Raw genomic sequence first — 23,248 nt, 5'->3', positions numbered from 1 at the left:
TCATACCTCCCTTTTCGCTCTTTCGAGCGTGCCGCCGGATGTCTTGACGACATCGTCCTCCGGGCGAACCTGCAGATCGTAGAGCGCCTTGTACCGCCCTCCCGCGGCCAGGAGCTGCTCATGCGTGCCGCGTTCGACGATCTCACCATCCTCGATGAACAGGATCTGGTCGGCATGCATCAGCGAGCTCAGCCTGTGTGCGACAATGAGCGTCACCCGGTCGCGGGCAAAGCGCTTCATGGCGCTGCGGATGCGCTGCTCGGTGGCGGCGTCGATCGCGGCGGTGGAATCGTCGAACACCATCACGGCAGGCTTCAGCATCAGGGTACGGGCGATCGTCAGGCGCTGGCGCTGGCCGCCGGAGAGCGACACGCCGCGCTCGCCGACGACGGTGGTGTAGCCGGCCGGCAGGCCAAGAATATAGTTGTGCAGCTGCGCCGACTCTGCGGCGCGCTCTATGCGGGTTTCCTTCGCCCAGGGGTCGCCATAGGCGATGTTGTTCTCGATGCTGGTGGTGAACAGGAAGGAATCTTGCTGCACGACGGCAACGTTCTGCCGCAGCGATTGCAGCGTCGCCTTGCGAATATCCTGGCCGTCAAGCGTGATCCGCCCGGCTGTGACGTCGTAAAAGCGTGGAATGAGATGGGCAATGGTGGACTTGCCGCTGCCGGGCGGGCCGACAATGCCGATCGTCTCGCCGCGCTTTGCCTCGAAACAGATATTCTTCAGCACCGGCCGCATTTCCGAGCCCGGATAGCTGAAGTCGACATTCTCGAAACGCAGCGTGCCTTCGGTCACGACGAGCGGCCTGGCGTCCGGCGCATCCTTGATTGGAATATCCAGATCGAGGAGCTCGAACAGGCGCGATCCGCAGGTCGAGGCTCGAGCGAAGGCATTGACCATCAGGCCGAGCTGACGCACCGGCATCTGCAGAATGGTCATGAAAGTCAGGAACGAGGCCAGCGTACCGACGCTGATTTCGCCATTGATGACCTTCAGCCCGCCAAGCCAGAGCACCAGCCCCATCGACACGAAGAAGGAGAGGTTCATGGCGCTGGTATTGATGACACGGATGCCGACGCGCTGGTGGGCAAGCGAAAGCGCGTTGTGCGAGGCCCGGTCGAACTTCATGAGTTCATGCGCCTGCGCGGCGAAGGCGCGGACGACGCGGATGCCGCCGAGATTTTCCTCCATCACGCGCGTCAGCACCGAGAGGCGCTCCTGCAGATCGAGCCAAGTCGAACGCAATCGCAGCTGCGTGACGGAAGAGCGCCACGCGACGAAGGGTACGAAGCTCAAAGCCAACAGGCCAAGCGCGATATCGGTCGATAGCAGCATATAGGCGCCGACGCCGATCAGCATGGTGAGCAGCACCATGCGCACCAACGCCGTGGAGAAATACATGCGCACGCCTTCGAGATCGAGCAGGCCGACCGTGATGAGATCGCCGGAATGGGCCTTGTCGTGAAAGCTGAAGGAGAGCTGCTGGATCTTCTCATAGCAGGCGAGCCGAAGCTCATAGCCCATGTGGTGGCCGACGGCTTCGCTGTAGTAATTCTGCACCATCGTGAACAGGCCGCGCAAAATGCTGACGACGAGCAGCAGCAGAGCGGTTGTCATCAAGGCATTCTCGGCGATCTGGCCGGCGGCACCGCCGGCAACCGCCGTCTGCGTCTGGTCGACGGCACGGCCCAAGAGGCGCGGGATCGACAGCTGCAACGTTGCAGCCACAAAAGTTGCCCCAATGGCGAAGCTTGTCTGCCAGGGATGGCGCAGCGTCATATGGGTGATCCGGACGATCGTCGACAGGCCTTGGCCCCAACCGACCGCATTGACATGCGCACGCGAAGCCAGTGGCTTCGCGGCGCTTCTTGATGAATCGCTGCTCACGCTTTTATCCAGGCATAATTAAACGAGGCGGGCCCGCAGACGGGTTCGTATCTCAAGGAGAATATTGATAGGATGAATTTTGCCGATTCCGTGGCGGCGTTCAAGAGTCAATCGGTCACAAGTCCAACGCGAACGTTAGATTGCGTGTTTAAAAATAATCGATGAGATGTCGGGATCGAAACCGACGAGACGTCCTCTGGGCACCGTGCCAGAAAAGGAGGACATCATGCGCAAAGTTGTAGCGGCAACATTCATCAGTCTCGATGGCGTCATGCAGGCACCCGGCGGTCCGGATGAGGACCCGACCGGCGGTTTTGAGTATGGTGGCTGGGTATTCCCGCATGCCGACGAAGAAACTGGCAAGGCGCTCTTCGAATTGTTCGAAAAGCCGTTCGATCTGCTGCTCGGACGCAAGACTTACGATATTTTCGCAGCCTTTTGGCCCTATGCAGGCGACGACGATCCAATCGGCCAGCGATTCAACAGCGTTGTCAAATACGTCGCAACGCATGGCGATGCCAAGCTGAAATGGAATAGAAGCCAGTCGCTCGGCAAGGATGTTGTGGTGGCGATCAAGGAGTTGAAAGCAGACGACGGACCGGACCTTCTCATTCAGGGCAGTGGCGACCTTATCCAGACCTTATTGCGTCACGGGCTGATCGACGAATTCAAGCTGGTGATCTTTCCGGTCGTGCTGGGCGGCGGCAAGAAGCTGTTCGCCGGCGGGGTGGTTCCCGCCGCAATGAAACTGCTGCGTACCCAGTCGTCCTCTAACGGCGTCATTTTTGCGACCTACCAGCCGGATGGCCCGGTGAAGACCGGCTCCTTCGTCGGGCCGAATCCGTCCGAAGAGGAGATCGAGCGTCGCAAGCGGCTCAAATAACCGATCTCGCCGCGGCCGGGTGTTCGACGAGCATCCAGCCGCAGTCATACCATGTGTTCCATTGCCTGAATTTCACGCAGCGATTTCATGATCTCGCGAAGGCCCTTCGTGAGATGCTTGTCCCGGCGCAGGACTATCCCGAGCTGCCGAACCAGTCTCGGCCTGAGCGGCGACGTCACCAGAAGATCGGACCTGTCGCGTCTCAGCGCCATGTCCGGGAGGATGGACCATCCGAGACCCGCAGCGACCAGCTCCTTGATGGCCTCGACGCTACCGAACTCCATGGCCGGTTCTGGACGGACACCTCCTGCCTCGAACCATTCGTTCGTCGCGCGACGTGTGTTGCCGCCTTCGTAGAGCAACAGCGTCCTCTCCTTCATGAATTCCACATCAGGCCCGCCATCCGGCATTACGCTTCCTTTGGGGGCGACGGCCAAAAGCTCGTCCTCATGGAATGCTTCGACCTCGAGAGAACGACCGACAGCGGGCAGGGCCACTACTGCGAGATCCAGCGCATTGGCTTCGAGATCCCGCAGAATCTCGTCGATATTGCCGATGCGGACGATGATCTCGAGATCAGGCATGCGTTTCTTTGCCATGGCGATGGCGCGCGGCAGGAGATGGATCGAGGCCGTGCCGCCGCTGCCGATCCGCACACGGCCGACCGATCCCTCGCGAAAAGGCGTCATTGCTTCCTCTGCCATGGAGCAGGCCTCGATGATGCGCCGCGCATGCGGTAGCAGATCAAGTCCGGCCGGCGAGGGCTGCGCCCGTCGTCCCACACGCTCGATCAGTTTCACGCCAAGGCGTTGTTCCAGCAGTTTCACCTGCAGGCTGACGGCTGGCTGCGTCAGCCCGACCTTATCGGCAGCAGCCGTGAAACTGCCGAGATCGACCACGCTGAGGAAAGCGGCTAGCTGATCCAGATTGAGCAACAGAAGAATTCCTTATGGATTGTATAAATAGCATAAGCTTCATTCATTGCTTACGCCAGTGCATCCTAAGGCCATGTTGATACGAGCCCCAAGGAGCATGAAAATGACCACCGATGTCGATAGGCCGATGCTTGCAGCGGCAGGTGCAGGTAGTGGTCCGCGAAGGCGCGGAATTTTGCGGAGGGCGCTGGCGAGATTTCTGGTCTATCTCGAAAAGCGTGAAACGAGGTGGGACCTGCGTGACCTTACCGATGATCAGCTTCGCGATATCGGCATGACGCCCGCCGAAGCACGTGCCGAGGTCAACAAGTCCTGGTTTTGGGGATAAAGCATGTCGCTCAAAGGCGCGCGAGCCATCGGGCCGAACGCCTTTGAGCAGTGGTGTTCTTGATGCGGCTACCAGCGGTATTTGAGAGAGGCGGTGACGTTGCGGCCTTGTCCCAGATAGCAGAAACCGCTTTCGCACATCGCGTCGCGATGGTTTGCGATATTCCGCACGTTCACCGCCGCAATCAGGCCGTCATAATCCTTGTTCGCAGCGCCGAAATCGTAGCTCATTCCGGCATCGACATAAAAAGTTGAGGTGTTTTCGGCGGTGTTCGTATTGTCGGTATAGTTCCTGCCGCTGTAGCGCAGGCCAGCTCCGACGCTCAGCCCCGCAGCAGCGGAGTCTTCCTCAAATGTATAGTTTGCCCACAATGATGCCACATGGCGGGGCCTTGCTGCGACTTCCTTGCCGGCATTCTCGCCCTCGGTGATCTCTGAACGGCTCAGCGTATAGGTGGCGATCAGGTCGAGCCCGGAATCGAGCGCCGTGCGTGCTTCGAGCTCCAGCCCCTTGGTCGTCACTTCCCCGAGCGACTGGTAGGCGAGCAGCAGCGGATTGACCAATTGAGGCTTGTTCCTTTCGATCAGATGATAGGCGGTCGCAGAGAGAAGAATATTCGTCCCCGGCGGCTGGTATTTCACGCCTGCCTCGAACTGTTCGCCTTTCGTCGGCTCCAGCACGCGTCCGGAAGCCGAGCGCATTGTTACCGGATCGAAGGAGGTGGCATAATTGGCAAAGGGCGCGATGCCGTTGTCGAAGAGATAAAGTGCGCCGGCCTGAACGGAGGTCGCGCTATTCGTCTCCGATTGATGGTCGCTTGTGCCTGATGTGGGGTAGGTGGTGTCGAGCGTCTGCTTGACCCAGGTCTGGCGCGCACCGAGCGTGAACCGCCATCTGTCGAGTTCGATCTGATCGAGCGCGTAGATGCCTGTCTGGCTGATGTGCTTGTCAAGCAGCGAGAAATTATAGTCCGGCGTCGGACCAGAAACGCCGTAGCGCGGATTGGCGATATCGAGATCGTAGGCGGGGTTCGTGACCCAATCGAGACCGTAGCCGAAGGATGAGGTCAGGTAGGTATAGTCGAGCCCGAACAGCATGGTATGGGCGAGTGGGCCGGTGTCGAATTTCGCTTCGAGCTGATTGTCGACCTGGAAGATATGGGCGTCGTCACGCAAGGCCGTCGCGCTGCGATGCGCGATCGTGCCGGTCCAACTGGCGACGCTCAGATAGCGCGTGCGCAGATCCATGTGGGAGTAGCGGGCGTGCTGGCGGAAGGTGAGGCCGTTGTCGAATTCGTGTTCGAAGCGGTAGCCGATCTGCTGCTGGCGAACCTTCTGATGGTCATAATCCGGATCGCTGGCACGAATGTCGAGGACACGGCCATCCGGCGCTATGACTGCGCCGGGGCTTCCATCGCTCTCGTCTGCCTGCAGCAATCCGTAGAGGGTGAGGGAGGTTGCCGCATCCGGATTCCAGCGCAACGAGGGCTGCAGCATGTAGCGGTCGTCGGCAATGTCGAAATTGGTATCGCCGGCACGCGCAAGGCCCGTCAGCCGATAGAAGAGATGGTCGTCGTCCTGCTTGACCGGACCGCTGAAATCGAAGGTCGCCTGCGCGCGATCCTTCGTTCCCCAGAGAATGCCGACTTCGTGAAATGGCTGATCGAGCGGCTCTTTTGAAACCTTGTTGATGATCCCGCCCGGCGAACCGGAGCCGTAGAGTACCGAAACCGGTCCCTTGACGACTTCGACGCGCTCCAGGGAGTAGGGCTCGGTCGGGAAATTGCCGTAGTTGACGTAGTATTGGCGCAGGCCGTCGCGATAATCGCCGTTCAGCGACAGCACCTGGCCGCGCAGCATGATCACATCATAGCGCGGGTCGAAACCGGTCGAAGCGGTAGTGACGCCGGCCGTATAGCGTACGGCTTCGACGATATTGCTGGCCGCTCGCTCCTCCAATTCCTTCTTGGTGATGACGGAAACGGAACGGGGCGTCTCGATTAGCGGCGTGCTGATCTTGGTCGCGCCGCGGCTGCGCTTTGCCGTTACGGTCCTGTCGTCGTTCCGCTCGGATCCGGCGCCTTCGACGATGATCGGCTCCAACTGTGTAGCGCTTTCGCCGCCTTCCTGAGCGAAGGCATTTCCTGACAGTGACAGGGCGAGCGCAAATGCCGAGGTGGCAGTTGTCACGCCGGAGCTCCTGCGTCTTATGTCATTGTTATTCAAGCATGCCATCATGGAAGATCCGCCCCCTCTTTCTCAAAATCACAACCGGCGCGTGAGTGTGTAAAGACGAAGCTCGGAATCGTCAATAATATATGAGTATAATAATCATGTTTATGCATAAAGTTATTGTGAAAGCCCGCTATGCCGGAGGAGATGGGATGCGCAGGGCAGGGCACCGGCGTCATCAAGCGCTTGTGATCCGGCCCAGCCGATATTGAAAAGAGCAGGGGGTTATTGCCGCATAGCCCTTTTTTCATGGCGCCGTTCTTTTTTCCGCCATAGATTTGCCCGATCCATCGCCTTCGAAAAGCGACGAATATTCACTTTCGATCGCCCGTCGCTCGCTCACAGATTTCAATCACAGGAAACGCAGACAAACCATGCTCAAGAAGACCTCCATGCTGCTCGCCGCGGCAATCTCGACCGCGTCGTTCCTTGGCGCAGCTTCGTTGGCGCAGGCCGGGCAGGCGAGCTATGTGGTGGATGCTCATAGCGGCCAGGTGCTGGAGGCATCGAACGAGAACGAGCTGAATTTCCCTGCATCGCTCACCAAGATGATGACGCTCTATCTCGCTTTTGAAGCACTGCATGCCGGCCATCTGAAATGGGATCAGAAATTGACCATGTCGGAGAATGCCGAGAGCAAGGAGCCCTTCAAATTCGCAGTCGGCGCGGGCCGCAAGGTCACTGTGCGCGAAGCTGTCGAGGGCATCATCGTTCTGTCCGCCAACGATGCGGCGGTTGCGATCGGCGAGCAGCTTGGCGGTTCCGAAGATAGTTTCGGTAAGATGATGACGGCAAAGGCGCATCAGCTCGGCATGAGCAATACGGTCTTCAAGAATCCGTCGGGCCTGCCGGACCCGGAGCAGGTGACGACGGCCCGTGACATGGCAACCCTCGGCGTTGCGCTGATGCGAGACTTTCCGGAGGAATTCAAGCTCTTCTCGATGCGCGGCATCAAGTTCCGCGGCATGAAGCTGCGCGGCCACAACAATCTCATGTATCGCTATGCCGGCGCCGATGGCATCAAGACGGGCTATACCGACGCCTCCGGCTATAACCTCGTGACATCCGCCTCGAAGAACGGCCGCCGTGTCGTCGGCGTCGTCATGGGTGAAAAGACCGCGCAGATTCGTGACGACAAGATGGCGAACCTTCTGGATATGTATCTGGCCCCGGTGGCGAAAACAGCCACGGTATCAACCGGAACTCCCAAGCAAAGCTCGGCCAACTGAGTTCGGCCTGATTTCAGCATCCAGCCAGCCACCCATCTTTGGGCAGCCGACAAGAGCGCGGCTCCGCTAAGAAGCTGATCCTACCGCGTCGTGTCTGTCGTGGAGGGTAGAGGATCGGGTTTCTTCGTGCAAACGTGCGATGAAAACTTCGACTGCTGCTCTTCATCCGAGGTATTTTCGCGAGGGATCGCTGAGAAGGCTCGCTTATCATGAATAGCGGTGATTGCCGAACTGGCGGGCTGCCCTATGTCTACAGCGGAAGTTGCTTGTTCGCTGCGCTTGTCATGTTCTGGCAGGAATCAGCGCCGAACTGCGAATTCGCGTAGGCGGAGATATCTGGTTTCAGTTGTTATTCTCCGAAAATGAAGGATCCATCGTGGGCCGCGGCCGGTCTGATGCTCCTTGCAAGATAGATTTCGCAAACATTTCAACGCATTAGGTCAAGTTGGGAGGACCGGGATGACGTATGATGCACGTTTGGCGCGTGAGCGAGACTTTCACAATGAACGCTTCGGTGCGGTGGAGGAGCGCAAAGAGGACTCATTCTATTTCGCCGTAAAGCCCGCTGTGGACGCCTATTGGCGACAGGTGAGGGCGGCCTGTCCTGAAAGGGACGTGCTCGAATACGGTTGCTCAAACGGCATGAGCAGTATTGGTCTGGCACACTCCGCCAAGCGGATTACCGGTATCGACATTTCGGACGTCGCCATTGAACAGGCCACAAATACGGCGGCTCTTCGCGGAATCGACAACGTAACGTTCCAGGTCGATAACGCGGAGGATATGAATCTGCCGTCAGCGGGCTTTGACGTTGTTTTCGGTAGCGGCATCCTGCACCACCTCGTCCTGGAGAAATCGCTTAGCGAGATCCGGCGGGTGCTGCGACCCGGCGGCAAAGCCTTCTTCTTCGAGCCGCTCGGCCACAATCCCGTGATCAATCTCTATCGCAACCGGACGCCCGAGGCCCGTACTGTCGATGAGCATCCGCTTTTGAAATCGGACTTCGAGATTGTGCGCAAATATTTCTCGAAGTGTGATCTGGAATTCTTCGGGCTCGCTGCGCTTGCTTCCATTCCGTTTCGCAAGAGCCCGTTCGGTACCGCGGTCCGGGGTACTGGCAAGCAGATCGATAATCTGCTCCTGAAAATCCCGGGTGTCCGATGGCAGGCCTGGATCGTCGTCATGGCATTGGAGGCATGATGGGCCTGCCGGGCGATTGATGTTCAGTTTACCACCTCGGTTTGCTTGAACGGCGAAGAGGCTATTCAGATGGATCGGATCGACGCTGAAGGATAAGCGCTGTTTATCCGGATCGATGCGGGGGCGGCGCGTCTCATTGCGTTTTCCTTGCGAGTGACAACCCATTGGCATCATTCGCAAGTCGCACTTCATCCTTGAACCCACCCGGCTACATACAGACATCAGATAAGATAGATTATGGAACTAAAGCGGATATCGATACAGCAATGAAGCAGACGCTTTTGGCTTTTATTCCAGATGGTTGGCCAGATTTTCGAGGGTCGATTTCAGTCCCTCGTCATGATCTTCTCTGCTGATGCCGTAAGGCACGTTCTCGCAAATTATGGTGACCCTTGTGCCGGTCGGAACCTCTGCCAATGACCAGGTCATGATCATCGTCCCGCCGAATGCTGCATCATAGGATTCGAAATCCACCGCCTGAACGATGCGTTCAGTCGGCACGATCTCGAGGAACCGACCCGAGACGATGTCAATATGCTCGGAGGATTTTCCAGGTGTCGAATGATCCGGTGCGTCATAGGATAGCGCCATTCGATAACCGCCGCCTTCATGCGGTTCGAAGACGTGGATGCGGCAGGTCATGCCTTTCGGCGCAAGCCACGAGGCCAATGCTTTGGGATCGAGGAATGCTTTGAAGATCGCGTGTGGCGTCGAGCGAATTATTCGGAAAGCCGTATCGGTCCTTTTACCGTCTGAAGCCTCGCTCATCGCATCCTCCCTGTAGCACCGCGGGATCCCATGCAATCTCTGCCGGCTGCCGGCGCCGGCTGTATTCGCTAGTCTCAGCTCGCTTTGATGCGGATCGCCTTGGCTGCGATCTTCTCGGCCAGCGTCGTTGGATTGCAGGAGAAAATGCTGTCCGGGCGCCCGGCCGCGCACCAGACCTGATCATAGGCCAAAAGGCTTTCATCGATAAAAACGGGCAGGTCGACCAGATGGCCGATCGGCGCGACGCCGCCGATGGCGAAACCGGTCTCGTCACGAACGCGATCGATATCGGCACGCTTCAATCGAACTCCATAAGCCGTTGCAATATAAGCCGTATCGGCGTTATGGGCGCCCGAAACCAGAAGCAGCGTCAGTGCGTGCGTATCGGCATTGACGAAGACCAGCGATTTGACGATCTGGCCACCGGCGCATCCTACCGCCTTAGCAGCCTCTTCGGCCGTCCGCGTCGATTGCTCCATGCGCTTGATCGAAATGTCGAGCCCCAGCGTGCGCGCCGCAAGTTCGACGCGCTCCAGGCTGGAAAGCTTCTTGATATCTTCGCTCATAGATCGTCATCCTCCACGTCGAGTTCGATCTGCATCTGATCGTAGGCCGGCTCGACATGGTCGGGCGTTTCAGCCAGCACGGTTTCATAATCGAGCGGCGTATGCATGTGGGTCAAGATGGCATGTTTCGGCGTCAGGCGTTCGATCCAGCCTAAGGATTGTTCCAGCGATAGATGGCTGGGATGCGGCCGGTACTGCAACGCGTCGATAATCAGGATGTCGAGATTTTGAACTTTACTGATAGATTCCGGCGGGAAGTCACTGATATCGCTGCAATAAGCAAGCTTGCCGATGCGGAAACCCAGTGAATGGATATCGCCGTGTACCTGTTTATGCGGCCAGAAGCGGATCGGGCCGCCTGCCCCGTCGATCACGAAACTTTTGTCGAGATCTTCTATCAATATCGGCCGTACGATCGGCGGATAGCTGCTGCCGGGCGGCGTTTCCAGGCAATAGCGGAAGCCTTCGCGGATGCGGTCCATGGTCGGCGGATCGGCATAGATCGGAATGCGCTCGTTCGAAATATGGAAGTAGCCGCGCAGATCGTCGATGCCATGAATATGGTCGGCATGAGCGTGGGTGTAGAGCACGGCGTCAATGAAACTGACGCCGGCATGGATCATCTGCTCGCGGAAATCCGGACCGGTATCGATAACGACGGTGGTAATGCCGCCGTCCGGCGCGATCTGCTCGATGAGAAAGGCAGCGCGCGTACGTCGATTTTTTGCGTTTTTCGGATCGCAGGCACCCCAGTCGCCGGTAATACGGGGAACGCCCGGCGACGATGAACAACCCAAAATGGTGAAGCGCCGCCGGTATGTCACGACGTCAGACCCTCGTCATCTTGGAGAAACAGCGGAAGGCGTTCGCCGTGGTGATGTCGGCAATCTCGTCCATGCTGACGCCGATCGTATCGGCGAGCACTTCGGCGGTGTTGACGACATAGGACGGCTCGTTGCGTTTTCCCCGCCAGCGCTTCGGCGCCAGATACGGCGCATCGGTTTCGACCAGCAACCGGTCATGCGGGATCGACTTGGCGATCTCGCGCAGCTCTTCCGACTTCGGGAAGGTTAAAATGCCGGAGAACGAGATGTAGCCGCCGAGTTCGACGCCAGTCTGGGCAAGGGCAGGTCCGGCGGAGAAGCAGTGGAGGATAAAGGGGAAAGCCCCCTTCCCTGTTTCCTCCGTCAGGATCGCGGCCATGTCCTCGTCGGCGCTGCGGCTGTGAATGACGAGCGGCAGCTTCGTTTCGCGCGCGGCAGCGATATGGCGCAGGAAGCCGGTCTTCTGGTCCTCCGGCTTCACCGTATCGTAGAAGTAGTCGAGACCGGCCTCGCCGATCGCGACGATCTTCTCGTGCTGGTTTGCCAGCCGCACCAGATCTTCCGTCTGTATATCCAGCTCCTGATCGGCGCTGTTCGGATGCGTGCCGACCGAGCAGAAAACCGACGGATAGCGTTCGGTGAGCCCAAGCAACCCATCGAGCTTTCTGACCCTTGTGGAGATGGTGACCATCTGCTTGACGCCCATCTCGTGGGCGCGCGCGACGATCGCGTCACGCTCCTCTTCGAAGTCGGCAAAATCCAGATGGCAATGCGTATCGATCAGCATGGAAAACCTTATTCGGCAGTCGGCGCGACATAGCGCGGGAAGACCGGCTTCGGGGCTTCCAGCGGCGTTCCGGCAACGAGGCGACCTGCCTCGCCGAGCGCCGCGAAATCGCGCTTGTCGGCTGGGATGGCGATGAGATCCAAGAGCTTGCTCGAGGATTCCGGCATGAAAGGCTGCAGCAGAATGCTGATCTGGCGCACGACGTCGGCCGTGACATAAAGCACAGTCGCCATACGGGCCGGATCGGTCTTCTTCAGTGCCCAGGGCTCCTGGCTCGCGAAATAGCGGTCGGTCTCGGATACCACGGCGATGATGGACGCAAGGGCACGATGAATGAGCTGCTTGCCCATGTCCTCGCGCGTCGAGGCGAGCAAGGCGTCTGCTTGTGCGAGCAGTGCCTTGTCTTCATCCGTCAGCGGCCCGCATTCCGGGATCTTGCCGTCGCAGTTCTTGACAATCATCGACAGAGAACGGCTGGCGAGGTTGCCGATACCGTTGGCAAGATCGGAATTGATGCGCGTGCCGATCGCCTCTTCGCTGTAGCTGCCATCCTGGCCGAACGAGACTTCGCGCAGGAAGAAGTAGCGCACCTGGTCGAGGCCGAAATGGTTCACGAGATTGACCGGATCGACGACGTTGCCGAGCGACTTCGACATCTTCTCGCCCTTGTTGAGCAGGAAGCCGTGGGCATAGACGCGCTTCGGCAGCGGCAGCTTCGCCGACATCAGGAAGGCCGGCCAATAGACGGCGTGGAAGCGGATGATGTCCTTGCCGATGACATGCAGGTCGGCCGGCCAGTATTTCGCCCGCGGATTGTTGCGATCTTCGATGTAGCCCGTCGCCGTGATGTAGTTCGTCAGAGCGTCGACCCAGACATACATGACATGCGATGGGTCGTTCGGCACCTTGATGCCCCAGTCGAAGGTCGTGCGCGAGATCGACAGGTCCTTGAGGCCGGATTTGACGAAGGAAATGACTTCATTGCGGCGCTCAGCCGGTCCGATGAAGTCAGGATTTTCCTCATAGTGCTTCAGCAGCCGATCCTGGTATTCGGAGAGCTTGAAGAAGTAGCTTGCCTCCTCCACCCACTCGACCGGCGTGCCCTGCGGTCCGTAGCGCACGCCGTCGGCGCGCAGCTCGGTTTCGTTTTCCTGGTAATAGGCTTCGTCGCGCACCGAATACCAGCCGGCATAGGAATCCTTGTAGATGTCGCCGGCGTCGGCCATCAGGTTCCAGATGTTCCGCGAGGTCTCGTGGTGGCGCGGTTGCGTGGTGCGGATGAAATCGTCATTCGACGCGTTCAGCAGCTTGCCCATCGCCTGGAATTCATCGGAATTGCGGTTGGCGAGCTGCTGCGGTTCCATGCCCTCTGCCCGCGCCGTCTGCTGCATCTTCTGGCCATGCTCGTCCGTACCCGTCAGAAAGAAGACGTCGCGGCCATCGAGGCGCTGGTAACGTGCCATCGCATCGGTGGCGATCAGCTCGTAGGCGTGGCCGATATGCGGCTTGCCGTTGGGATAGGCGATCGCGGTGGTGATGTAGAACGGAGTTTTTTCGGTCATGTGAGGCAGTGGCCCGCTTTTACTGTTACGTCGCTGTTATTCTTGCTCCGCTCGCTTTAGCGCATGTTTGCCATGAGCGAAACACCAAGTTTCGCGCTCGCAGCATTCGGAACTTCGGGATGGCACCTTGCTTGACACGACTCCGCCTCGCCTTTACCCCTTCGGAAGAGTGGAGCGCAGGACAGACGTGGCCGTGAATTTCATCGTTTTATGTATTGGTCTGTCTAACGGCTTCAAGAGGCCGTGAATTTGAGTTTGATTGATTCCTTTCAGCCGCTTTATTCCTTTTCCGGCTTTTTCGTCGGCATGCTGGTGGGCATTACGGGGGTCGGCGGCGGTTCGCTGATGACCCCCCTCCTCGTGCTTCTCTTCGGCGTCCATCCGGCAACGGCCGTTGGAACCGATTTGCTCTATGCCGCAATCACCAAGACGGCTGGAACGGCCGTGCACGGCATGCACGGACGGGTCAATTGGAGAGTTGTCAGTCTTCTCGCTTCAGGCAGCGTTCCGGCGGCGCTTGTCATGCTCTGGATCATGGCAGGCGTCAATCGCGAGAGCCCGGCCGTCGCCCATACCATTACCCTCTCGCTTGGCGGCCTTCTGCTTCTGACGGCGTTGATGCTGATTTTCCGTGGCCAGATTCTCGAAGCCATCCGCAAGTGGCGCGGCGAACGCGGAACAATATCGCCGCGCAGCATCGCCATGCTGACGGTCATTCTCGGCCTTGTACTCGGCATTCTCGTTACGATGACATCCGTCGGCGCCGGCGCGCTCGGCGTCACGGTGCTTTTGGTGCTCTATCCGCAGACGGATGTCCGCGAAATTGTCGGCTCGGACATCGTCCATGCCGTGCCGCTGACCCTGATCGGCGGTATGGGCTACTGGTTCATCGGCGAGATCAACTGGACGATGCTCTTCGCCTTGCTGGTGGGATCGATCCCCGGCATCGTCGCAGGCAGTCTGCTGGCGCCGCGCCTGCATGAGCGGTCCGTGCGCATCATCCTTGCCGTCACGCTGGCGATCGTCGCCTGGAAGCTGATCTTTTCCTAGGGCAGTTCATAGAGAAATGCAGAATTATGGGGTGAGCGCCGCCAACCGGGTTCGATTATCGGATGGACAGCATCATGCCAGCAGTGGAGGAACTGCCAATTCTTGCAGCGCCAATGGCGACGCTATGCAAGGGGACCCACTTACCCTAAAAAGAACCCTCGACCGCAGTCAGGGATGTTGTGCCAATGACCATACCCACGACGCTCGCCGATTGGCTTTCTCCAAATCGAACCGCATTGCTGGTGTACGACATGCAGATCGGCATCGCTCGGCAAGTCAAAGGCTCGGATGAAACAATCCGGCGCATTGCAACGATCGTGGCCGCGGCCAGAAGTGCAGGCATCCGAGTGGCCTTCTGCCGCCATCTTTCGTTGCCCAAGCCATGGATGGGTTTGTTTGCGACCCGTATGGCAATGGCTTGGCAGCGCACGGACGACCCGGAAAAGGTGCACCCCTGGTTCCTTCGGGGCAGCGAGGCGGTCGAGATCGTGCCGGAACTTCGTCCGCAAGAGCAGGACTTCGTCTTTGACAAGCTGGGCATGTCTGCATTCGAAGGAACACCATTGCAATTGGCCATGCGCGATGCGGGGCTTTCCTCGCTGGCGATTTGCGGCATCGCCACGGAAATCGGCATCGAGCCGACATGTCGACATGCCGCCGATCTTGGGATCGTTCCCATCGTCATCGAAGACGCCTGCGGTCATGGAGACGAAACCGCAGCCATGCGCTCCATCGACGCATTGCGTTTCCTCGGCGATACGATCGTGACGACTTCGAACGAGTTTGTAAGTGCCGTCTCCGGAACGCGATGAAAATCACCAGTTCACGATATCGGCAAATGGCCGCCATATGATCCGGCGGAGGGTTGCCGCCATCTCATAGAGGACGGCAGTCGGATCATGGAGTGCTGGTTCTTCCGCCAGAAAGCATCTCCTACGCTTCGCTGCGTGCTAATTCACTATAGCTCGCCCTATGGCCAGTAAGGCTGCCCGCCCTGGAGTGGACGCCATGCTGACGGTCAGGATGCGTCACATTTCTGCGGTCGAAAAATCGTAACGTCCATCGAATGTTGGCGCATACGCGCCGTCGGGCGGCGAAGGCCGAACGCGCACTATAAAATCTCTAATTGATTTCAAAGGAGAAGGTTGTGGACGAATTGATTCATGCCGATGCTGTCGAAAAGCATGCCCATCTCCCAAATCTGAGTTCCATGCCTTACCTTGGGCAGGCCGATACATTTTTCGAGCGTCATCTTCTCTCCGACGCCCTGGTGGAGCCGGCAACGGCCTATCAGCGACAGCGTTTCGAAGCCATGGCGCGTTCGGTTCGCGACATTCTGGCCGAACGCTGGATCAGGACCCAGCGCACCTACGATCAGGCAAATCCCAAGCGCGTCTACTATATGTCGATGGAATTCCTGATTGGCCGGTCGATGAGCAACAATGTCATGAACCTCGTGCTCGACCGGTTCATCGAAAGCACCAGCCGCGAGGCGAACCTCGACTGGCTTGATCTTCTCGAACAGGAGCCGGACGCCGGTCTCGGCAACGGTGGTCTCGGGCGGCTGGCGGCCTGCTTCCTCGATTCGATGGCCAGCATGGAACTGCCGGCCATGGGTTATGGCCTGCGCTATGAATACGGCATGTTCCGCCAAGCGATAGAGGATGGATGGCAGCACGAACAGCCGGACAACTGGCTGCGACGCCAGGATCCGTGGGAAGTATCGCGCCGCGGCCAGTTCGTCGAGGTGAAGCTTGGATGCAGCTTCGAAATGCATCAGGGCGCGCTGACGATCATCGCCAACAAGCCTTCGACCCTCATCGGCGTCCCCTATGACCGGCCGATCGTTGGCTTCGGCGGAAAGACGATCAACAGCCTGCGTCTGTGGAGCGCTGCTGCACCGGACTATTTCGATTTCCAGGAATTCAGCTCTGGCGATTTCGTCGGTGCGCTCGTCGGCAGCATCGCGGCACAAACGCTGACACGCGTGCTCTATCCCGATGATTCCACCGAGATGGGACAGAGCCTGCGTTTCGCGCAGGAATATTTCCTGGTTGCCTGCTCGCTCGCCGATCTGCTGCGCCGCTTCCGCCGCGACAATGACGACTGGAACGAGCTTCCGAACAAGGTAGCCATACAGATGAACGATACCCATCCGGCGCTGACCGTGCCGGAGCTGATGCGCATCCTTCTCGATGACGTGCATCTCGGCTGGGACCAGGCCTGGGATCTGACACAGCGCACGCTCGCCTATACCAACCACACGCTGCTGCCGGAGGCGCTGGAAAAGTGGCCGCTGCATTACTTCCGGCAGATGCTGCCACGCCAGCTCGAAATCATCTATGAAATCAACCGCCGTTTTCTCGATGATGTGCGCAATCGCCATCCGGGAGATGACAAACTCGTGGAGCGTGTCAGCCTCATCGAGGAGGGACACGAGGACAAGGTCCGCATGGCGCATGTTGCGATCGTTGGATCGCACAGCACCAACGGCGTTGCCGCCATCCATTCCGAGCTGCTGCGGACCACGACGGTACGCGATTTTGCCGAGCTATACCCGGAGCGTTTCAACAACAAGACCAATGGCGTGACGCCTCGCCGATGGGTGCGTCTTGCCAATCCAGAGCTGTCGGACGTCATTTCTGAGGCGATCGGCAACAATTGGGTGGCCGATTTCGACCAGATCGGCCGGCTGAAGCCGCTAGCGGACGATGCGGCATTCCGCGAGGCCTTCCTCGGTGCAAAACGACATGCCAAGGTGCGTTTCGCCAGCTGGTTGAAGGAAAGCAGCGGGCAGATTGTCGATCCCGACAGCATCTTCGATTGTCACATCAAGAGAATCCACGAATACAAACGGCAACTGCTGAATGCGCTCCGCGTCATCATTCTCTACAGCCGTCTCCGCGCCAATCCCGGCATGAACATGGCCCCGCGTACCTTCTTCTTCGCGGGCAAGGCGGCGCCTGCCTACAAGATCGCCAAGCTCATCATCAAATTCATCAATAATCTCGCACTGACGATCGAGAAGGATCCGCTGGTGGCCGGCCGGATCAAGGTGGTCTTCCTTCCGGATTATTGCGTTTCGCTCGCAGAGCGGCTCATTCCGGCCGCCGATGTTTCGAACCAGATCTCCACGGCCGGCTTCGAAGCCAGCGGCACCAGCAACATGAAATTCATGATGAACGGCGCGCTGACACTCGGCACGCGGGATGGTGCGACGATCGAAATGGCCGAAGAGGCCGGCGAGGAAAACTTCTTCCTCTTCGGTCTGACCGCCCAGGAGGTCTCTGACGGCCGCGGCTGGTACAACCCTTATTGGCATTATGAGAATGATGCCGAAACGCGCCATGCGCTCGATCTGATCGCCCAGAACTATTTCAGCGCAAATGAACCGGGCGCGTTTTCGGCCCTGCACGACGTGCTTCTGAAGAACGGCGACCGTTACATGCATCTGGCCGATATCGTCTCTTACCTCAATGCGGACGAAGCACTCAGCACGCTTTATGGCGATCGCGGCGCATGGGCTCGCAAGGCGATCCTCAACGTCGCCGGCTCGGGCAAATTCTCATCCGATCGCGCCATCTCGCAATATGCCGAGGAAGTCTGGAACATGCAGCCCTGCCCGGTTCTCTGAGGCATATACGATCATTGCGGACAGGCATTGCTTGCCGCCGGTACCTGTCCACGTTGGACCGCAAGTGCGCGTTAGTGGTTTTCGCTCGTAATTCAAAAGGTATGCGGCTGCGTTTCGTCAGGCGCAACGCGGTGAATTTACGCCGAAAGCTGCTGCTTGAGTTCGCCGAGGATGGTGATGAGCGTCTGCTTGCGGTCGAGATTGTACGCCTGGGATACGTTCAATCGCTCAGTGGTCTCGGAGTGCAGCCGGGCCAACCTCTCGGCCGTGGAAATGGAGCCGCCAAGCGCGGCAGCGCGAGCCCGGTCGATGATGTCATCGCCGATATGTGACAGGAAGAAACCAAAGATCGTGTCGCTGTCCTTGCCGGAAAGCGCATCGGCCAGGCGGTGCATCGCCTTGCGGGCCGCGGGTCCATCAGCCGAAAGCACCTGGCGATAGGCCTCGATGATCTCGCCACCGCCGTAGTTCAGGAGCTTGAGCGCCTCGCTGACGCTGCCCTTGGCAGCTGAGAGCAATTCACTCCTCTGCCCCGGCGGCACGCCGAGATTTTCGAGCGCCATGCGCAAGTCATCATCGCCGAGCGGCGCAAGTTTCAAAGGCAGGCAGCGTGAGCGGATCGTCGGCAGAAGCCGGCCCGGCGCATGCGACAATACGAGGAACAAAGCGCGCTTCGGCGGTTCCTCGAGGATTTTCAGGATGGCGTTGGCCGCGTTGCGATTGAGATCATCGGCGGGATCGATGATGACGATCCGCCAGTTGCCGGTGCCTGAGGTCTGCGAGAAGAATTTTCCGGCGCGGCGCACTTCGTCCACGGTGATCGCGGACTTCACCTTACCTGTCTTGTCGTCAACAGGCCGGCTCAAATGCAGCAGATTATGCGATGCTCCGCCGGAAATCTGCCGGCTGACCACCGATGCCGGATCGGGATCGCCGATCGTCTCCGGCGCGGATGCCGGATCGGGATGGGAGAGGACATAATTGGCGAAACGGAAGGCGAGCGTTGCCTTGCCGATGCCCTCAGGCCCTTCGATCAGCATGGCGTGGTGGCCTTTGCCGGAGCGATAGGATTGCGCGAGAAAGGCTTCCGCCTCCTCATGGCCGAAGAGCTTCGCATTGTCTTGCGGAGGAATGGCGCCGTCGAGGACGCCCGGACGTTCATCGCTCATTGCGCCGCTTCCGATCCTGCGGCGATATTGGCGGCACCGAGCCGCTTGTCGACAATCCCGGCGATTTCAGCGGCGATCTCATCTTCCGACTTCTGAGCATCGATGACGTGACAACGCTCGGGCTCGCGGGCGGCGATATCGAGGAACGCCTCGCGGCGCTTCTCATGCGTCTGCATCTCTTCCTTCTCGAAGCGATCGGGTGCGGTGACGGCGGAGGCGCGCTTGCGTGCACGCTCCAAGCCGACTTTCGCGGGAATGTCGAGAATGAGCGTGCAATGCGGAACGACGCCGTTGACGGCAACCCGTTGCAGGGCTTCGATATAGTCAGGCTCGAGATTGCCGGTCACGCCCTGATAGACGCGGGAAGAATCCACGAACCGATCGCAAAGCACGATGGTGCCGCGCGAAAGTGCCGGGCGAATGACATCCTCGACGTGATCATTGCGGGCCGCAGCGAAGAGAATGGCTTCCATGCGCGTACCGAACATTTCCGCTGCTCCCGAAAGCAGGACGTGCCGCACCGCCTCTGCGCCGGGCGAGCCTCCAGGTTCGCGCGTTACCAGAACCTCATGGCCACGCTCGCGCAACCGCTCAGCCAGGCGGCGAATCTGGGTGGACTTGCCAGCCCCCTCGCCGCCTTCGAAGCTTACGAATAATCCGTTTGCATCAGCCAATGATCATGTCCTGCACTTTTCGCGTGCCATTCGTGCGGCGTGCGATACGCATCCTGTTTAACCCAAGACATGTCCAGGTGGAACCGTGCATGTCCCGGTCTCCGCCACTCTATATGGGGTGTGAACAGAGATTTCGCGAGCCTTATGGCCCACTCACGTCGGCAAAGGCTTGTCCCACAGCCAGGAGAACAGCAGCGATTCCGTCAGTTCCATGAAGGCATCGAAGGCGCGGCGACCCAATGTGCCCTGCTCGACCGATTCCTTCGTATAGAGTGGCAGCTCGCGCACAAGACGCGCGCCCAGGAATACGCGAAGGGTGCCGGCTTCGTAACCCGCGGCCACCGGCGCCGTCAGAGGCCAGCGATAGACGATGCGCGCTGAAAGCCGATCCGGCGTCTCGATCGGAACATAGACATCGACGGGTATTTTCGCCTGCAAGCCGACGGTGGAAGCAGCGCCGCCATAGACGCTGGCGTCACCAATCACCTCACCATCGGCGAAAATACGCTGGCTCTTGAAATTGCTGAGGCCCCATTCAAGGACACGGCGCGTCTCCTCGATACGTTCCTTGTCGCTCTTCAGACCTCCCAGCGCCAGGAACAGCCGGCGGCCGTCGCGCTGAATGGAGGCGACGATCGAAAAGCCTTCGCCTTCGGCAAAGCCGAGCCCCAGGCCATCCACGCCGATATTGAGCAGAAGCATCGGGTTCTTGTTGCGCTGATAGATCTTGTTCCAGGTAAAGTCGGCCTGCCCGAAATATTTATAGAGATCCGGGTGCTTCTCCTGCAGGTCCTGCGCAAGCATCACCATCTCCCGCGCGGAGACCTTGCCCCCGGCATTGGGATCGTTGGCATCGGGCAGGCCGGTCGAATTGGTGAAGGTCGATCGAGACATGCCGATTTCGCGGGCACGCGCATTCATGCGCCGCGCGAATTCGCGCTCACTGATGGACATGCCTTCCGCAAGAACGATGCATGCGTCGTTCGCCTGCTGCACGGCTATACCCTGCATCAAATCGCCGACGCGGATGCGCGATTTCAGGGCTGCGAACATCGTCGATGCACGCGAGGGAGCGCCGCCCGTCCGCCAGGCATTTTCCGAGACGGGATATTCGGTGTCGAGGTTGATCTCCCCTCGCCCGATCGCGTCGAAAACGACATCCAGCGTCATCAGTTTCGCAAGCGACGCCGGCGAAATCAGCTGATCCTCGTTTTTGGCAAGCAGAATAGTGCCGGTCGACGCCTCGATCATGAATGCCTGCGCAGCTTTCGTGTCGAAAGCGCCTGGTGCGGCCGGCTGCGCGAAGGCCGCGACATTCGCGAACCCGAGGAGCAAAAGGAACAAAAGAATCAAGCGCTTTGGCATATCGTCCCCTTCATCCGACCACCGGCACGATTATTTTAGTGACGGGTTAAGATTCAGGCAATGACGCCGATCAATCGACCTGCGTCGTACCCTGATGCTGGCGGCGATAGGACGAGAGAATCGATTCCTGCGTAAGGCCGTCGTTGCGAACCATGACGGCATCGAAAGCGAGGTCGACATAAACTGTTTTGATCGGCGCTTCCTGATAGCCGGCAACCATGGAGCCAAGGGACTGGTCCCCTTGGCTTGCCAGACGCGGAGAGAAATCCGGCCGCTCGCGGGGGATCGGGCCGATCCGCGGAAGCACGATCATGGTCGGGTCCGCCGCTTCCGCCGCAGGCATCGCCCCGCCATTCCACATCATCGGTGGCGGGTCGTTGCGCTTGGTGGCGTTGTAACCGCCATCCGGGGTCGAGCCGGCGAAAGCCGTCGTCGAATAAGGCGACTGACGTGGGACGGGTGCGATCGCCGGAGCAGCATCAAAATTGCGCACCTGACGGCTGGCGCGCGTCGGTGTTGGGGTATACGAATCTGGCAGCTGATCGGCGGTCATCCGGCCGGCAGAAGCCACCATCACGCCGGTTGCGATCTGGCCACCCGGATTGATGCTGGGCAGTCGCGATCCCTTCGGAATATAGGACGCCATCAGATAGGGATCGTCATGGCCATCCATGCGGGCGCGGCCGACATATTGCACGCGCACGTCGCCCGTGCCGCTATGCTGAAGGTCAAGCAGCTGTGCCGTCTTGTTCGAAAGGTCGATGATGCGGCCGGGATGGTATGGGCCACGATCGTTGACGCGAACGATGATGGAGGAGCCGGTTTCGACGTTGGTGACGCGGGCATAGCTCGGCAGCGGGAAGGTCGGATGGGCGGCGGTCAGCGACTGCTGGTCGTAGACTTCGCCGTTGGCGGTCAGGCGGCCGTGAAATGCCGAACCATACCATGAAGCGATGCCGACCTTGTTATAGCCGAAATCTTCCTTGGGATAGTACCACTTGCCCTTCACCTGATAGGGATTGCCGACCATGAAGCGACCGCCGCCCTTCGGCACGGGGCCGTTGTTGACGACGCGAGGGCTCGCCTTCACGCCATATTCCTTCTCGGAGAAATATTCCTTGCCGTGTTGGCGCGTGGAAGCGACCTTCTGAGACGTTCCGCAGGCCGTGATGGTTGCGCACATCAGTGAGAGAGCAAACCAACGCATACCCGTTGCGTATGTCACCGCACGATTTTCGAATTTCATCTGTCCCAAGCCGCTACTCATTACTTTGACGGAGGTTTGCTACCGGTACGTCCCTCATTCCGGTATCCTGCTACGCTCCAATCACCTAACGGTGCTTTAATCATGATTGCAGTTTGTCCATTTTGCGATGCAAATTGAGCGCACCGAAGAATTTCTGAAGATCATGGTTAATGCCCAGTAAAGCGCTGCCGGCTGTAAGTAGTGTCGGCCACGACCATCCCGCTCCGGTAATGACCTGTTTTCCGGTCGTCATCGGTCGTTCCGGATTGCAACAGATGCACTCGGTTTGTCATTGAGCTGGGATTGCGATGGGGAGATTTGGCGCAGTTTTCTCAGGTGCTTGTATCAAGACGCATCAGTATTTCGTCATGATAGATCTCGCCGACCTTTAGCGCATCCGTATCGACCGCCCAGGCTTTGAAGCCAAGGGATTCATAGAGGCGAATGGCTGCCGCGTTGGAAGATGCGACGGTGAGCCGGATCGAGCGGCATGTTTGTCTCGCCTCGTCGATTGCCGCGATCATCAGGGAACGCGACAGGCCGGTACCTCGCCCTTCCGGGCGTACATACACTCCCCAGATCGTGGCGATATGGCGCATTTTCGCGCTCTTTGATCGTGCGACCGCAGCGACGCCAACCAGCGTTCCGTCATCCGCAAAGCCGCCAAATACCGCACCGTTTTCAATCCTGTCGCCAAGCTGCGTCAGCGAATAGTCCAGTTCTTCTTCGTGAGATGCGCCAAATGCTTCCGGGTGGCGGGCCAGTCCTTCCAGGCGGATCTCCCTGAACATCGAAGCGTCGTCACGATATAGACGGCGTATGCTGAAGCGCTGCATGCCCATCCTCTTTGCCGAAGCGCCATAGCGGCGCGAAGAAGATGAGGGTTTCGCATCTCGCTCTTCGTGCC

At 59.0% G+C, this 23,248-nt stretch carries 22 protein-coding genes; 7 read left to right on the top strand and 15 right to left on the bottom strand.

Going from position 1 to position 23,248, the window contains the following annotated elements; all coding sequences use genetic code 11:
* Positions 1-1,890: an ABC transporter ATP-binding protein gene (locus tag GA0061103_RS23280; protein ID WP_092715398.1), complete on the bottom strand. Its 1,890-nt coding sequence runs from the start codon at positions 1,888-1,890 to the stop codon at positions 1-3.
* A gap of 226 nt (positions 1,891-2,116) precedes the next feature.
* Here GA0061103_RS23280 and GA0061103_RS23275 point away from each other — a divergent pair, with 226 nt between their 5' ends.
* Positions 2,117-2,773, top strand: coding sequence for a dihydrofolate reductase family protein (locus GA0061103_RS23275; protein ID WP_092715396.1), 657 nt, complete (start codon positions 2,117-2,119; stop codon positions 2,771-2,773).
* A 44-nt stretch (positions 2,774-2,817) separates the two neighbouring features.
* Here the strand turns inward: GA0061103_RS23275 and GA0061103_RS23270 are convergent, their stop codons facing one another.
* Entirely contained in the window at positions 2,818-3,708 is an 891-nt protein-coding gene (locus GA0061103_RS23270) for a LysR family transcriptional regulator (RefSeq protein ID WP_425349533.1), read from the bottom strand.
* Positions 3,709-3,811: 103 nt separating this feature from the next.
* Between GA0061103_RS23270 and GA0061103_RS23265 the strand changes: the two genes are divergently transcribed.
* Positions 3,812-4,036, top strand: coding sequence for a DUF1127 domain-containing protein (locus tag GA0061103_RS23265; protein WP_092715392.1), 225 nt, complete (start codon positions 3,812-3,814; stop codon positions 4,034-4,036).
* Between the two features lie 68 nt (positions 4,037-4,104).
* Here GA0061103_RS23265 and GA0061103_RS23260 read toward each other — a convergent pair whose 3' ends face one another.
* The gene (locus GA0061103_RS23260) at positions 4,105-6,270 is read right to left on the bottom strand and encodes a TonB-dependent siderophore receptor (RefSeq protein WP_425349540.1); all 2,166 of its coding nucleotides are present in this window, start codon (positions 6,268-6,270) and stop codon (positions 4,105-4,107) included.
* Positions 6,270-6,518 (bottom strand): hypothetical protein, encoded by a 249-nt coding sequence (locus tag GA0061103_RS34810; RefSeq protein ID WP_141694459.1) that lies wholly within the window; start codon positions 6,516-6,518, stop codon positions 6,270-6,272. Before GA0061103_RS34810 ends, GA0061103_RS23260 begins: the two co-directional genes overlap by 1 nt.
* 123 nt (positions 6,519-6,641) lie before the next feature.
* Between GA0061103_RS34810 and GA0061103_RS23255 the strand changes: the two genes are divergently transcribed.
* Entirely contained in the window at positions 6,642-7,496 is an 855-nt protein-coding gene (locus GA0061103_RS23255; protein ID WP_092715388.1) for a D-alanyl-D-alanine carboxypeptidase family protein, read from the top strand.
* A 402-nt stretch (positions 7,497-7,898) separates the two neighbouring features.
* Positions 7,899-8,696: a class I SAM-dependent methyltransferase gene (locus tag GA0061103_RS23250; protein ID WP_141694458.1), complete on the top strand. Its 798-nt coding sequence runs from the start codon at positions 7,899-7,901 to the stop codon at positions 8,694-8,696.
* Between the two features lie 288 nt (positions 8,697-8,984).
* On the opposite strand, the gene GA0061103_RS23245 is transcribed toward GA0061103_RS23250, so the two are convergent.
* The 5 genes from GA0061103_RS23245 to metG all read right to left on the bottom strand — a co-directional run bounded on the left by GA0061103_RS23245 (position 8,985) and on the right by metG (position 13,203).
* Positions 8,985-9,464: an SRPBCC family protein gene (locus GA0061103_RS23245; RefSeq protein ID WP_092715385.1), complete on the bottom strand. Its 480-nt coding sequence runs from the start codon at positions 9,462-9,464 to the stop codon at positions 8,985-8,987.
* Positions 9,465-9,538: 74 nt separating this feature from the next.
* Complete coding sequence (locus GA0061103_RS23240) at positions 9,539-10,030, bottom strand: YbaK/EbsC family protein (protein ID WP_092715383.1); 492 nt, start codon at positions 10,028-10,030, stop codon at positions 9,539-9,541.
* Positions 10,027-10,854: an MBL fold metallo-hydrolase gene (locus tag GA0061103_RS23235; protein ID WP_092715381.1), complete on the bottom strand. Its 828-nt coding sequence runs from the start codon at positions 10,852-10,854 to the stop codon at positions 10,027-10,029. Before GA0061103_RS23235 ends, GA0061103_RS23240 begins: the two co-directional genes overlap by 4 nt.
* Positions 10,855-10,858: 4 nt before the next feature.
* Positions 10,859-11,641 carry a TatD family hydrolase gene (locus GA0061103_RS23230; RefSeq protein ID WP_092715379.1) on the bottom strand — a complete coding sequence of 261 codons (783 nt, stop codon included), beginning with the start codon at positions 11,639-11,641 and terminating at the stop codon, positions 10,859-10,861.
* Positions 11,642-11,649: 8 nt separating this feature from the next.
* Positions 11,650-13,203 (bottom strand): methionine--tRNA ligase, encoded by a 1,554-nt coding sequence (gene metG, locus GA0061103_RS23225; RefSeq protein ID WP_092715377.1) that lies wholly within the window; start codon positions 13,201-13,203, stop codon positions 11,650-11,652.
* Positions 13,204-13,509: 306 nt separating this feature from the next.
* Between metG and GA0061103_RS23220 the strand changes: the two genes are divergently transcribed.
* The 3 genes from GA0061103_RS23220 to GA0061103_RS23210 all read left to right on the top strand — a co-directional run bounded on the left by GA0061103_RS23220 (position 13,510) and on the right by GA0061103_RS23210 (position 17,887).
* Positions 13,510-14,253 (top strand): sulfite exporter TauE/SafE family protein, encoded by a 744-nt coding sequence (locus GA0061103_RS23220; RefSeq protein ID WP_425349539.1) that lies wholly within the window; start codon positions 13,510-13,512, stop codon positions 14,251-14,253.
* Between the two features lie 185 nt (positions 14,254-14,438).
* The gene (locus GA0061103_RS23215; RefSeq protein WP_092715375.1) at positions 14,439-15,065 is read left to right on the top strand and encodes a cysteine hydrolase family protein; all 627 of its coding nucleotides are present in this window, start codon (positions 14,439-14,441) and stop codon (positions 15,063-15,065) included.
* Positions 15,066-15,400: 335 nt separating this feature from the next.
* Positions 15,401-17,887 carry a glycogen/starch/alpha-glucan phosphorylase gene (locus tag GA0061103_RS23210; RefSeq protein WP_245304848.1) on the top strand — a complete coding sequence of 829 codons (2,487 nt, stop codon included), beginning with the start codon at positions 15,401-15,403 and terminating at the stop codon, positions 17,885-17,887.
* A gap of 137 nt (positions 17,888-18,024) precedes the next feature.
* On the opposite strand, the gene GA0061103_RS23205 is transcribed toward GA0061103_RS23210, so the two are convergent.
* The 6 genes from GA0061103_RS23205 to GA0061103_RS23185 form a co-directional block, all read right to left on the bottom strand.
* Positions 18,025-19,056: a DNA polymerase III subunit delta' gene (locus GA0061103_RS23205; protein WP_092715374.1), complete on the bottom strand. Its 1,032-nt coding sequence runs from the start codon at positions 19,054-19,056 to the stop codon at positions 18,025-18,027.
* Positions 19,053-19,730: a dTMP kinase gene (gene tmk, locus GA0061103_RS23200; RefSeq protein ID WP_092715372.1), complete on the bottom strand. Its 678-nt coding sequence runs from the start codon at positions 19,728-19,730 to the stop codon at positions 19,053-19,055. Before tmk ends, GA0061103_RS23205 begins: the two co-directional genes overlap by 4 nt.
* A gap of 153 nt (positions 19,731-19,883) precedes the next feature.
* Positions 19,884-21,095: a D-alanyl-D-alanine carboxypeptidase family protein gene (locus tag GA0061103_RS23195; RefSeq protein WP_092715370.1), complete on the bottom strand. Its 1,212-nt coding sequence runs from the start codon at positions 21,093-21,095 to the stop codon at positions 19,884-19,886.
* 70 nt (positions 21,096-21,165) lie between these two features.
* Positions 21,166-22,341 (bottom strand): septal ring lytic transglycosylase RlpA family protein, encoded by a 1,176-nt coding sequence (locus tag GA0061103_RS23190; RefSeq protein WP_092715368.1) that lies wholly within the window; start codon positions 22,339-22,341, stop codon positions 21,166-21,168.
* Between the two features lie 100 nt (positions 22,342-22,441).
* Positions 22,442-22,594, bottom strand: a complete 153-nt coding sequence (locus GA0061103_RS35105; protein ID WP_162747640.1) for a hypothetical protein — start codon at positions 22,592-22,594, stop codon at positions 22,442-22,444.
* Positions 22,595-22,673: 79 nt separating this feature from the next.
* On the bottom strand, positions 22,674-23,183 hold the full coding sequence (locus GA0061103_RS23185) for a GNAT family N-acetyltransferase (RefSeq protein WP_208603560.1): 510 nt from the start codon (positions 23,181-23,183) through the stop codon (positions 22,674-22,676).
* Between the last annotated feature and the right edge of the window lie 65 nt (positions 23,184-23,248).

Source organism: Martinezella multihospitum, assembly GCF_900094585.1.
GTDB lineage: Bacteria > Pseudomonadota > Alphaproteobacteria > Rhizobiales > Rhizobiaceae > Rhizobium > Rhizobium multihospitium.
The sequence above is the reverse complement of the archived record's forward strand: the minus strand, read 5'-3'. Positions and strand labels throughout refer to the sequence as shown.